Source organism: Sphingobacterium anhuiense, from assembly GCF_042686355.1.
Taxonomy (GTDB): domain Bacteria; phylum Bacteroidota; class Bacteroidia; order Sphingobacteriales; family Sphingobacteriaceae; genus Sphingobacterium; species Sphingobacterium anhuiense.
In genome coordinates, this window is record NZ_JBHUPE010000004.1 from 1,069,403 (window position 1) to 1,081,201 (window position 11,799).

The window sequence follows — 11,799 nt, forward strand, 5'->3', positions numbered from 1 at the left end:
AGTTAATGATTCATTTGATTAATGGTCTGCGACAAATAGATCGTCGGCGCCATCCTGTAGTGGTATATATAAACGTTCCCAGCTTTTTGAGTGTACCATTTCCCAACTATGACCTTTACCTTTTAAATCTTCTGCAAGTAAGATAACACCTGGCTTGATCAAAAATGTAGAACCGTCACTCACCTTAAAGCGAATATTGCCTTTTAATGTAACGACGTATTGACGTCGTGGAGCGGGGTGTGCATTTTTTTCCCAATCTTCTGTCTTGTTGCTCGACCAAAAAGTGGTTGTACTCGCATGTTTCAAGGTTGGAATATAGCCTTTTTCAAAAGTACAAGTTCCATCTGCATTATTGATTAATCGAATAGCAGGCATTTTACCTTCACTTTCTTCAACTTTTACCGATTTGAAGCTTCCATGATTTTCCTTAGCATGTAAAGATGGAGCAATAAATGCTAAACAGAAAAATAGTACTGTTTTCGAGATAATTTTCATTTTTATTAATTTTAAGATCTATTATTTTTTTACAAATTTTCAAATACACTGTCATGAACCATCATACGGTCAAAATAGGGCTTGTACTTTGCCACCAAAGCAAGATGTTGCGGTAATTTGCCGTAAGCTTCCAGCTCCTCGAGGCTATCAAATTCCATAGCTGCATTATAAGTAAAGCTATTATCTAAAACCGTGCGTGGACTTGAAGCAGCCGGTTTGCCGTAACGCACATTTTTGACATATGGCAATTTTTTAAGTCCTTCAAAAAATTCTTTAAATTCTTCTACTTGCGTTACTGAAAGCTCAGGTTTTAACCAAAAAAGTAAATAATGAAAAAACACAGGTTTCTTTTCTTTATGATCAGCAGCTAATAAGCTAGAACTTGTAACGCCTAAGACGCCAACTGTTCCTAATGTTTGTATGAAATTTTTCCTTTTCATGTTATATATTTAATTAAAATCAATTCGATATTTAAGAATAAATGCCCATTTATGATCTGTTACCAAACTTTCGCTTACCGCATTCGAATTATAAATTGGTCTATTTTGTGCATCAAAAGTCAAGCGACTACTATTTCCGTGAAATAACATTGATATTCCGGCATCGTATATGGCACTATTATCTTTCAAAGCATTGTAGTCCGCAAATTGTACTGAGACTGCTGGCTGTAGTTGCAGGTTGTGATTATTTCGACTGAAATAAGGTAATGTGCCTCCTATTTGGGCATAAAATGTATTACCCGTTCCTGCAGTAGGTAATGCATTTCCGGCCCCATTTAAACTGGCACTGGTCGCAACTATTCCTGTAGCTGGATTATTTGTTCCAGAGAATCGGATATAATTAGGACCATAATCATTGTGCACGGCCATCGCATATGCGCTGATAGAAGTTCCTTTTTCCTTATTAACTGGAGCATCATAAAAAATATCAAGAGCGACACTTTTCATATCATCATTTTGTATTGCTTTATTAGCATCTAAATGCCATAATGCATGGTGCATATATTCAAAACCTCCACCTACGCTTAACACCTTTTTCTTTCCTAAATATGTTCCTGCATTAAAAGGTGTTTCATTATTTTCTTTATCAAAAAAGGCATATCTAAAATAGCCTGATATATCTTTACGGGCTTCATTTTTACTGAATTTAGCAACATTTAATGCTGGATCTGCAGTCGTTGCGGTATAGGGATCAGCAAGGACTAAACGATAATCAAATCTTCCCAATTGACCTTTAATATAAGCACTCATCTCACGGACAGTCATATCGGTAATACCGGTGTTTGATGTAGCATATAAGGGTAGATCATAGAGCAAAGTTGCTTGCGGTCCTGTTGTAAAACGGGATAGGCCTCTCCAAGTCGAACGTCCGGCACCTACTGCAAGCTTAGGACTAAAGCTATACTCAGCATATGCGTCAAGTAAATCCATGTAGGTGTTATTTTTACTGTTCACATTAACATTTGTAGGACCCATCTGTAATACGAAATATAAATTTTCTGTTGGTTTATACGTCATCTTAGCGCGAATACGGCGTAGTGATAAATCGGACACACTTCCTACCGATTCATTATTAATAAGACTGCCTGGATTTAATTGAGTATAACGTGCCCAAAGTTCTGCATAGCCACTGAAGCTAACATAACGGGTATGTTCCTTATTCAGATAGTGTATGAGTTTGGGATTTCCAAAATCATTTGTCTGCGCATTACTTGTGTGTATACCAGTTAGACCTACGGTCAACAATAACGACGCTAATAGCACCTTTTTATTCATGATAATCTGTCTTTAATTTGATTCTTTTGTTAAGACAAATTTAGTTTGGAATATAGAGGCAAATAATTAGAAATCTATTAGAAATATGGTTTTAATAGAAGATGTAATACTATAGGAGGAATTCAACAGGGTTGTTACGCATAAAAAAAATGACCACCTGCTTAGTACTCTGGATTAATGTCAATATTGGATAGCATTGCGCTCCTCTATAATTTTGATGAATGCTCAAGGAATACCAATCCTACCCCAAGCCTCCTTGTTTAAAACTGTTGAGATAGGTGAATTTTAGAATGAAAGTAACCCACCTTAATATTCATCCGATAGGCGTACAAACTCTTCACTCCAATTGGTGCCTACTTTGTGTCCCAGTCTAACGATAACCAAGTTTTTTTGTGGATTAACATAAATATATTGTCCAAGGATACCCCGCGCCATAAAATCGCCATTCTGGGTAGGCAACCACCATTGGTACTGATAATTTTTGGAGCTTCCACCGGTGCTGTCTACTCGTGTAGATTCCTTCACCCAATCTGCGGGAACCAACTGCTTTCCTTGCCAATTTCCCTGATGAAGGTACAACCTTCCCAACTTTGCGAAATCACGTGCACGCGCATTCAGGCAACAAAAGGTTTTCTCTATACCGTCTTTCTTTTGATCGATACTCCAGGAGGCAGCATACTCCATCCCTACTGGTTGCCATATCTTTTCTTGCAGATAATCAGTAATAGATTTTCCTGCTAACGCATGGTCCAGCACCAACCCTAAAATCTGGGTATTACCACTCGCATAGGCAAAGCGGGTTCCGGGCTCTGCTTCCAGCTTTAGATTCTCGGTACTCTTGCGCAAACCAAGGCCATAATAAAATGTAGCGACTTCTCCAAAGGGATTGAAGTAACCTTCATTAAATTTAAGACCTGAAGTCATTTGTAGCAAATGCTCTATCGTTACCTTATCAAATCCATTTTTTGCCATTTCAGGGACATATTTACTAACCGGATCTTGAACAGAACTGATAAGTCCGTCGTCAATGGCACAACCGATGAGCATTGAGGTGACAGACTTAGCCATAGAAAACGAAGGCACAATTGAAGCGGTATCATAATCGTCAAAATAACGTTCATAAAGAATACTGTCATTGCGGATAACCAAAAAAGCGACAGATTTTGTCTGATCTAAAAAATTATCATACGAAAGCTCTGCCTCTTCATATGTTCTATTGCTCGGAACCAATTCCTTACTTGCAGTATAGAAAGTAAAAGGCTTTGTAGAAGCTTGTAGCTCCCGGGTAGGAAAAATTTTGTAATCATCAATGTCTGCAAAATTATACCATATGAAACGACCAAACTTACAGCTTGACAACATGGTCAGCATAAAAATTGCCATAAAAATGAATGAAAATTGATTTCTTTTCATAAAGAAGGAACTTAAGAGCGAAAACAGTTAATGACCTAATATACAACTTACTTACTAAAGACCAAATCGCATTAAAACTTATTTAAAACAAACCTAAGTTAAAAAATTATCTGTCCAAGAAAAGATAATGAATAGCTTATTTTTATCAATCAAAGCTTCAATTTTTAACTTCGGATATTTAGCATTCAAACGAATTTAAAGCTTTAGCCTTGCTTCAATCTGCAGATTTCTCTTTTCAATTTCCTCTAACATACTCATGATTTCGATAACAAAGGGATGACTAACAATTGAAATAACAGGTTTTTGGCCCAACTCATTAATACAATAGAAATCCAATAGCTGCAACAAACTACGAATTGTACCGACAGTGCCCTGCCAATAGTAAAAGTTTTCTTTTTTATGATTGATATTGCTTAATACCACATCTTTATTAATAGTCAGTGTTAAAGGCTTACCTACATTATCTTGTACGTAACTAATTAATAATTCCCCCTCTTCATTTTTATCAGCCGCCAGAAATAAACCAATTGCCTTTTGTTTTTCTTTATTAAGAAATATGCACATTGAAAGCTGAAGTTGATCTACTAACTTTTTAGTGTAAAATGATCCTAAGATTAAATCACAATTATTATCCATCATCAAAAAATAGCCTTGTAATTCTGTATATTATAATGTAACAACCACAAAAATAAAGCTTTAAATCAATAATGCAATAGAATAATCTCAAATAAGGGAAAATTAATGTTTAAAAAGTTTATGATTACGATGTTTTTATATATAGAAACAACTGGATTTATTGGAATCTGTAGTTTTAGCTATGTCTCAAAAGAGTGAAAATAGGAATTTTAAAAATATTACAATTCGATTTACAATGAATTTGTAATAACGACTATTAAATTTGATTTTCTTAACTTTACGCTATGGAAACGAAAATGGTCCGCAGTATTTCAGAATTCAATAATGAACTTAAATTGCAAGGTTTTAAAGCATTTCAGATTGATGATGATAGTAATGCTACGCGCTTGTACAGCCGCAAGGATTTTTTTAAAATCTGCCTCACGACAGGGAAAAGCAAAATCCATTATGCAGACAAAAGCTTTGAACAGGAAGGCACAATACTATTCTTCGGAAACCCGCATATCCCCTACTCCTGGGAAACAATTTCCACGACATACATAGGTTATACTTGTTTATTTTCAGAACACTTTTTAAAACAATCGGAACGTATAGAAAGCTTGCAGCAATCTCCCTTTTTCAAAATAGGAGGCACACCGATTCTTAAAATATCTGAAGATCAACGATTATTTCTGAATACCCTTTTTCAAAAGATGATTGAGGAGCAAGAGAGTGATTATACTTATAAAGATGAACTGATACGCAATTATATCAATCTGATTATTCATGAAGCACTTAAACTTCAACCCTCTGAAGTGTATACGTCGAGCAGAAATGGAAAGGCACGTATAGCATCGGTTTTTCTGGAATTACTAGAACGACAATTTCCTATTGAAACTCCTTCAAGTCCCCTCAAAATGAAAACTGCACAGGATTATGCTCAAAATCTGAACATCCATGTCAACTATCTTAATCGTGCTGTAAAAGAAATTACAGGTAGATCGACAACGAACTTGATCACTCAAAGAATTTTAACAGAAGCAAAAGCCCTTTTACAGCACACCGATTGGAATATTTCAGAGGTCGCTAGTGCGCTAGGATTTGAATACACCACTTATTTCAATAATTTCTTTAAAAAACTGACAGGAACAAACCCAAAATCTGTCCGTGACTCTAAAGTTTGAAATTCTTAGGTTTTGGTTTGATCATCATTAACATATCATCATGATCCTGATCTACTTTTGTATCTATACGATTAAAAGTTATACAGATATGAAAAGAGCAGTTATAGTGATGGCTTTGTCTTTTCTGCTTTCAGGAAAGGCATTTGCACAAAATGAACAGTCAAATCAAAATTCAAAGAAAATGAATACTTCAAAAGATCATTACACTTTCAAATTAAGTGATCAAGTAACGCGTACAAAATTAAGTTTTAAAAACCGTTATGGTATTTCCCTATCAGGTGATCTATACGTTCCTAAAAACAGCGACGGTAAAATCTTTTCAGCTCTTGCCATCAGTGGCCCTTTCGGTGCTGTTAAAGAACAATCTTCGGGACTGTATGCAAACCAAATGGCTGAAAGAGGGTTTATTGTGTTGGCTTTTGATCCTTCCTTTACTGGTGAAAGTGGCGGAGAACCACGCAATGTTAGTTCACCCGACATCAACACTGAAGATTTCAGTGCAGCTGTTGACTTTTTAGGTTTACAGAAAAATATCGACAGGAACAAAATTGGAATTATTGGTATCTGTGGATTTGCAGGATTTGCATTAAATGCAACAGCAGTAGATAAACGTATTAAAGCAGTAGCAACTACAAGTATGTACGATATGAGTCGTGTGATGTCAAAAGGCTATAATGATATACTAACCCCGGAACAACGCACACAAATGCTGGAACAATTAAGTCAACAACGCTGGAAAGACGCTGAAACCGGAACTTATGCTCCATCATCAAACAACCTACCCGAAAAATTGATTGGTGATGAACCTCAATTTGTAAAGGAATATTTTGAGTATTATAAGACATCACGAGGATTTCATCCTCGATCAATTAATTCAAATGCTTCTTGGACCGCAACTTCACCCTTATCATTTATGAATATGCCAATCCTTACTTATATCAAAGAGATTGCACCTCGTCCAATGTTAATCATTGCTGGAGAAAATGCACATTCAAGATATTTCAGTGAAGATGCTTTTAAAGCTGCCGCCCAACCCAAGGAATTGATTATTATACCCAATGCTGTTCACGTTGATCTGTATGATCAATGTGATAAGATTCCTTTTGAAAAACTGACAGAATTTTTTAAAACTAATTTAAAATAAAGTCGTTATTTTAAATTAAATAAGGTATTTGGAGTTTTTAATATCAGATTCAATGGAAAAATCAGAAAACATTAATCAAGAAAATATTTTTGATCGATTAAAAAGACAGAAAAGTATTGCTCCCGGTGATCCACAAGCTTATCGCTTACGCGAAGCTTCATTTGCGACTAAAGCTTTACTTTTACAAATGAACAATTCAGATGATCCCAAAGAAATTAGGGATATCTTATCTCAGATTACAGCCGGTAATATAGATGAAAGTACAACTGTGTTTACACCATTATATATAAATTATGGAAAGAATACGTCCATAGGAAAAAATGTTTTCATCAACTTTGATTGTGTCTTTTTGGACTTGGGTGGTATTATTATTGAAGACGATGTATTAATAGCGCCCAAAGTAAGTTTATTGACCGAAGGACATCCAATAGAACCTCACAACAGACAATCATTAACTGTCGCTCCTATCCATATAAAAAAGAATGCGTGGATTGGTGCAAATGCAACAGTTTTACCTGGTGTTACTATTGGAGAAAATGCCGTGGTGGCTGCTGGTGCTGTTGTTGGTAAAGATGTTCCCGATAATACGATTGTTGGCGGAATCCCGGCGAAAATCATAAAAAATATTTAATATTCTTTTATTCTTATCGTATATCTAATAACATCAGATTGTAAACTGGAATGTGAGATTAATATTGGGCATAATCATTCTAACTGAACCGTAATACAGTAATAAATCCAATTGACCCATAACCTTTTGGATGACGAAACAAAAAAGATTAAACGATAAGAAACACAAAAATTACTGTGCAGTTAAACGCCAAGATAAAGGGTCTAATGAAAATTAGGCCCTTTTGATGTTTATGAAGGGCATATACTTTTCATAAAACATAGCCATTACTAAAAAAAATTATCGTTCTCCTTATGGATTTGATGCATAGTAATCCCAGATTTCCTTAGAAATTGCTGCAATTACATTTATGCCTCTTTGTTGTGGCGCCTTAAAATCAGAGACAAATACGGCTATTGCGAGATGTTGACCATTGGGTAATGTGATGATACCGACGTCATTAAATGCAGCCATTATCCCTTCTTTATTAACTCCTGATGCACCCGTTTTATGAATTAATTCAGCTGTCGCTGGTAAAAGAACTGTAATTCTTTTACCCCAATCAGGCAATTCTCTCATGATCTGTATGAGAAAATCGTTGCTCGCTTTTGAGAGTAACTGCTGGCTATATAAGAGCTGCAGCAATTTAATCGCTCCTGCAGGTTTGCACCAATTTTTATATTGTAAGGCCCAATCTTTCTCCATCTCTCCTTCGGTATAGACGATAGAGATATCTTTTATACCTGCATGATGGAGAAATTGATTTACCGCAGCTGGACCACCTGCTACTTTTGTATATAGAAAATCACAGGCATTGTTATCACTCTTTGAAACGGCATAAGTTAACAGATCAGCTAAAGTGACATCAAGATCCTGATTAGGGAAATCTTTTACCATCGGACTCCAGGTGTTGGTATCTAAAGATGCTTTAGGCATATGAAACTTATCACTAAGCTTCAGTTCCCCTTTATCTACTTTATCAAGAATAAAAAAGGCAAGCGGAAATTTGAAAACACTCATCATTGGATACTCATGGTTCCCGTTTATGATGAAACCACTTTTAAAATCCATTCCCTGTACTCCTACGCCGATATTTCCTCCAGTAGTATCTATAATGTGTTTTATCCTTTCTTGAAGTTGCAGAATAGACTTCTTTTGTTGACCGAGCATCAGCTGTGGAATAAACAATAGTACAGCGAAAATGTACTTCATATTTTTGAAATTGACCATAAAAGTAAAAGTATAAAAAACAGCTTAAAAACAGCATGTAAATCTTAATAAACCAAACTCCTGTCAGAATTAGTACATGATTGCCTTCATATTATTTATAAGTGTTAATACTTATCATTTTTGTCTTATTCCAACTGGTTTATTTTTCCATATTAAGCCTCTTTACTATATCGTGTTTTTCCCAATTCCCCCCTGCTCTATTTCATTATTGAGCAGGATAAACACACAAGGATTAGGAGAAAAATGAATAAAATGTATTTTTTTTTTCACTTATCAAGTGATAGTTCCAAATTTGAAACCCATATTTGTTAAAAATAAATTTATGAGCAAGAAACATATTGTAGTGCTTGGACAAGGTGGTGTAGGCGGATATTTCGGTTTTAAAATAAACCAGGCAAATGAGACTTCCAAAAAGTATAAAGTAAGTTTTGTAGCAAGAGGAGAAACTTACCAGAGAATACAAGAAAACGGACTTGTTCTTCTTTCTCCTGAGCATCCTATTGATCATACCTATCCTGATGCTGTTGAACAGAACATCCGGAATCTAAAAGATCTGGATCTTGTCCTGATTTGTGTAAAAGAATACGACCTGGAAAATATTTGTCGGGAGCTCAAAGAGATCATCAGTAACGAAACGGTATTACTTCCTATGATGAACGGTGCGGATATATATGAAAGAATAAGAAAAATAATTCCCGGTAATATTATTCTTCCAACCTGTCTGTATGTTGCTTCCCATATCAAAGAAAAAGGGATTGTTGAACATAAAGGAAAAGCAGGAAAAATGATCGTAGGAAGAGATCCGGAACATTTCTCTGCTGATGTAGAGTGGATTGTTGATGTATTGAAAGAAAGTAAAATTGATTTTGATTTCAAAGATAATTCAATAACTGATATTTGGACGAAATACATCTTCATTGCCAGTTTTGGATTGGTAACAGCTAAACATAATTCTTCCATTGGAACGGTATGTACAGATGAAACTCAGAAAACCGAAGCTTTAGAGATTATGAAAGAAATAAGACTGATCGCTGACAGTAAAAGAATTGCTCTCGACAAAGAGATTATTGAGAAAACATTTGAAAGAGCAGCTACATTTCCTTTCGAAACACCAACTTCTTTACAACTTGATATCAACTCCAGAAAGGAAAATAATGAACTTGAATTATTGGGTGGCGCCATTTTGAGGTTTGGAAAAGAATTAGCCATAAATACTCCTTTCACCTACAAAATTTATAATGAAATTAAAGTATTGTAAATTGCTAACATTTCTTTGTAAAGAGAATTTGTAGTCCCATGACACCACTTGTCTAAAAATCATTAAGATTTGCAGGCAGGTGGTTTATCAGGAACTATTATGTTTAACAGACTTTGTTTTTCAATTATTACCGGAGATATTAACACTATAATTATTTTTATATCTTTAATCATTAGAAATGCTGTCTAAGCATGCAATCTAAAGCGTTAAAAATCATTCATTTATATGTACAACATTCCAAAACCACAAGATTTTCAAACTGATATAGAGCAAATTAGCCAGATTCCTGCCGTAAGTAAAATACTTGAAGTTATTTGCAGCACAACCGGAATGGGCTTTGCTGCAGTTGCCAGGGTTACAAAAGATCGTTGGATCGCTTGTGCTGTCAATGATAAAATCAATTTCGGTCTCGGAGTGGGTGGAGAATTAAAAGTCAAAACCACTTTATGCCAGCAGGTGATGGATGATCACAAAGAAGTTGCCATCGATCATGTATCGGAAGATCCGATCTATTCAGATCACCACACTCCAAGAATGTATGGACTTCAAAGTTATATTTCGATCCCACTTTTTCTAACAAACGGAGATTTTTTTGGAACCTTGTGTGCTATCGATCCGAATCCTGCACTGGTAAATAATGAGAAAATAATTGATATGTTCAAATTGTTTGCTGAATTAATTGCCCTTCATTTGGAAACTCTCCAAAATCTAAGTGAAACTCAAACGAAGTTGGTGGAAGAAAAGACAAATGCAGAAATAAGGGAACAGTTTATTGCTATTCTAGGACATGACCTTCGCAATCCGGTCGGAGCAATCTCTAGTGCAGCCCAGCTTATTTTTCGAAATTCTTTAGATGAAAAAAACTTAAAATTAGCAAAAATAATCCAGGATTCCAGCATACGTGTAAGAGGATTAATTGACAATATGCTTGATTTTGCACTTGGACGTTTAGGAGGCGGAATTGTACTGAATTATGATAACGATAAGGATCTTGAAGAAACCCTTCTTCAGATCATTACTGAACTCAGAACAGTATATTCTGATAGAAAAATATCAGCCAATCTAAATATAAATCACCCAACTAAAGGAGATTATAAACGCATTGCACAATTATTTTCTAACCTTTTAGGAAATGCGATCTCCCATGGAGCAAAAGATTCACCAATCATTGTTACAGCAAAAAGTGAGTCAGATTTTTTTGAATTGCGTGTCTTCAATAAAGGAAACAAAATTTCTCCAGAAACAGAAAGCCATTTGTTTAAACCCTTTTCACGAGGAAAAGTACATGCAGGACAAGAAGGACTTGGTTTAGGTTTGTACATTGCTAGCGAAATAGCGAATGCGCACAAAGGTCAGATTTTAGTTAATTCTACTGATGAAGAAACCTGTTTTACATTTCAGTTCAATCAATAATATACAAGATCATCATAGTCTGACCTGAAAAGATAGTGCTCGAACGAAAGACATTAATCTTAAGAGAAATTCAGGTAATTTTTTATCAAATGATCGATAAAACAAACTGTAGGCACTTTGTTTTGTTTGTTAATTATTATGAGCAATGACAAACCAAGCTACTTACACTTCCGATCAGAAGATTACGCATGGAAGTCCGATATTGATTATAGGTTGCAACCTAAAAAATATAAGGTTGGAAAAGGGGAACAGGGCGTTTTGATCTGTGAACCCTATAAAACGGAGATCGGAAAGTTTTGGCGATTTAAAAATACCGAAATGGCAATTGAAAGTTCGGAGAAGATATTTTCAATGTTTACTGATTATCTGGATAGCAATGACTTTGTCGGTGCCGATATGGCAAGAAAGTATCTTCAGATGGGTTTTACAAGGGCAAGAAGATATTTCAATTACAAAGGCGGTAAAAAATATGATAAAGAAAAAGATTACCGTAAACTGGAACGCGGAACCGGAGACCCTGAAAAGGCAAAAGCCGCTTCTATTTTTTATAAAAAATGGAAAGAGGCCGAAGACAATAGGAAGTATTCACAGTTAAAGACTCAGTGGAAAATGGCGCATGGATAAACCAATGGATAAATCGGTTTTAGCCAAATTAACTTAGG

The 11,799-nt window shown here is 35.3% G+C and carries 12 protein-coding genes; 6 read left to right on the forward strand and 6 right to left on the reverse strand.

The annotated features are described in order from the left end of the window. Window positions 1-18 precede the first annotated feature (18 nt). The 5 genes from ACFS6I_RS10280 to ACFS6I_RS10300 form a co-directional block, all read right to left on the reverse strand. Window positions 19-495: a hypothetical protein gene (locus ACFS6I_RS10280; RefSeq protein ID WP_380920208.1), complete on the reverse strand. Its 477-nt coding sequence runs from the start codon at window positions 493-495 to the stop codon at window positions 19-21. 29 nt (window positions 496-524) lie between these two features. Beyond that, window positions 525-935, reverse strand: coding sequence for a Dabb family protein (locus ACFS6I_RS10285; protein WP_380920210.1), 411 nt, complete (start codon window positions 933-935; stop codon window positions 525-527). A 9-nt stretch (window positions 936-944) separates the two neighbouring features. After that, a complete protein-coding gene (locus tag ACFS6I_RS10290) occupies window positions 945-2,270 on the reverse strand; it encodes a hypothetical protein (RefSeq protein ID WP_380920212.1) in 1,326 nt (441 codons plus the stop codon). Window positions 2,271-2,576: 306 nt separating this feature from the next. Continuing rightward, complete coding sequence (locus ACFS6I_RS10295; RefSeq protein ID WP_380920214.1) at window positions 2,577-3,683, reverse strand: serine hydrolase domain-containing protein; 1,107 nt, start codon at window positions 3,681-3,683, stop codon at window positions 2,577-2,579. A 195-nt stretch (window positions 3,684-3,878) separates the two neighbouring features. Beyond that, a complete protein-coding gene (locus tag ACFS6I_RS10300; RefSeq protein WP_380920216.1) occupies window positions 3,879-4,322 on the reverse strand; it encodes a hypothetical protein in 444 nt (147 codons plus the stop codon). A gap of 281 nt (window positions 4,323-4,603) precedes the next feature. Here ACFS6I_RS10300 and ACFS6I_RS10305 point away from each other — a divergent pair, with 281 nt between their 5' ends. The 3 genes from ACFS6I_RS10305 (at window position 4,604) to ACFS6I_RS10315 (ending at window position 7,257) form a co-directional block, all read left to right on the forward strand. Then, a complete protein-coding gene (locus ACFS6I_RS10305; protein WP_380920218.1) occupies window positions 4,604-5,482 on the forward strand; it encodes a helix-turn-helix domain-containing protein in 879 nt (292 codons plus the stop codon). 88 nt (window positions 5,483-5,570) lie between these two features. After that, window positions 5,571-6,626, forward strand: a complete 1,056-nt coding sequence (locus ACFS6I_RS10310) for an alpha/beta hydrolase (RefSeq protein ID WP_380920220.1) — start codon at window positions 5,571-5,573, stop codon at window positions 6,624-6,626. Window positions 6,627-6,678: 52 nt separating this feature from the next. Continuing rightward, window positions 6,679-7,257, forward strand: coding sequence for a DapH/DapD/GlmU-related protein (locus ACFS6I_RS10315; RefSeq protein WP_380920222.1), 579 nt, complete (start codon window positions 6,679-6,681; stop codon window positions 7,255-7,257). A gap of 291 nt (window positions 7,258-7,548) precedes the next feature. On the opposite strand, the gene bla is transcribed toward ACFS6I_RS10315, so the two are convergent. Further along, a complete protein-coding gene (bla, locus tag ACFS6I_RS10320) occupies window positions 7,549-8,448 on the reverse strand; it encodes a class A beta-lactamase (RefSeq protein WP_380920224.1) in 900 nt (299 codons plus the stop codon). A 340-nt stretch (window positions 8,449-8,788) separates the two neighbouring features. Between bla and ACFS6I_RS10325 the strand changes: the two genes are divergently transcribed. The 3 genes from ACFS6I_RS10325 to ACFS6I_RS10335 all read left to right on the forward strand — a co-directional run bounded on the left by ACFS6I_RS10325 (window position 8,789) and on the right by ACFS6I_RS10335 (window position 11,761). After that, a complete protein-coding gene (locus tag ACFS6I_RS10325) occupies window positions 8,789-9,724 on the forward strand; it encodes a ketopantoate reductase family protein (RefSeq protein WP_380920226.1) in 936 nt (311 codons plus the stop codon). A gap of 225 nt (window positions 9,725-9,949) precedes the next feature. Further along, window positions 9,950-11,137 carry a GAF domain-containing sensor histidine kinase gene (locus tag ACFS6I_RS10330; RefSeq protein WP_380920228.1) on the forward strand — a complete coding sequence of 396 codons (1,188 nt, stop codon included), beginning with the start codon at window positions 9,950-9,952 and terminating at the stop codon, window positions 11,135-11,137. 138 nt (window positions 11,138-11,275) lie between these two features. Beyond that, a complete protein-coding gene (locus tag ACFS6I_RS10335) occupies window positions 11,276-11,761 on the forward strand; it encodes a DUF4385 domain-containing protein (RefSeq protein ID WP_380920230.1) in 486 nt (161 codons plus the stop codon). Window positions 11,762-11,799: the final 38 nt, after the last annotated feature.

What these genes read in the sequence shown, in the direction of transcription:
- ACFS6I_RS10300 (WP_380920216.1), bottom strand. Translation starts at nt 4,322, where the DNA reads ATGATGGATAATAATTGTGATTTAATCTTAGGATCATTTTACACTAAA.
- ACFS6I_RS10330 (WP_380920228.1), top strand. Translation starts at nt 9,950, where the DNA reads ATGTACAACATTCCAAAACCACAAGATTTTCAAACTGATATAGAGCAA.
- ACFS6I_RS10335 (WP_380920230.1), top strand. Translation starts at nt 11,276, where the DNA reads ATGAGCAATGACAAACCAAGCTACTTACACTTCCGATCAGAAGATTAC.
- ACFS6I_RS10325 (WP_380920226.1), top strand. Translation starts at nt 8,789, where the DNA reads ATGAGCAAGAAACATATTGTAGTGCTTGGACAAGGTGGTGTAGGCGGA.
- ACFS6I_RS10315 (WP_380920222.1), top strand. Translation starts at nt 6,679, where the DNA reads ATGGAAAAATCAGAAAACATTAATCAAGAAAATATTTTTGATCGATTA.
- ACFS6I_RS10280 (WP_380920208.1), bottom strand. Translation starts at nt 495, where the DNA reads ATGAAAATTATCTCGAAAACAGTACTATTTTTCTGTTTAGCATTTATT.
- ACFS6I_RS10290 (WP_380920212.1), bottom strand. Translation starts at nt 2,270, where the DNA reads ATGAATAAAAAGGTGCTATTAGCGTCGTTATTGTTGACCGTAGGTCTA.
- bla (WP_380920224.1), bottom strand. Translation starts at nt 8,448, where the DNA reads ATGAAGTACATTTTCGCTGTACTATTGTTTATTCCACAGCTGATGCTC.
- ACFS6I_RS10305 (WP_380920218.1), top strand. Translation starts at nt 4,604, where the DNA reads ATGGAAACGAAAATGGTCCGCAGTATTTCAGAATTCAATAATGAACTT.
- ACFS6I_RS10295 (WP_380920214.1), bottom strand. Translation starts at nt 3,683, where the DNA reads ATGAAAAGAAATCAATTTTCATTCATTTTTATGGCAATTTTTATGCTG.
- ACFS6I_RS10310 (WP_380920220.1), top strand. Translation starts at nt 5,571, where the DNA reads ATGAAAAGAGCAGTTATAGTGATGGCTTTGTCTTTTCTGCTTTCAGGA.
- ACFS6I_RS10285 (WP_380920210.1), bottom strand. Translation starts at nt 935, where the DNA reads ATGAAAAGGAAAAATTTCATACAAACATTAGGAACAGTTGGCGTCTTA.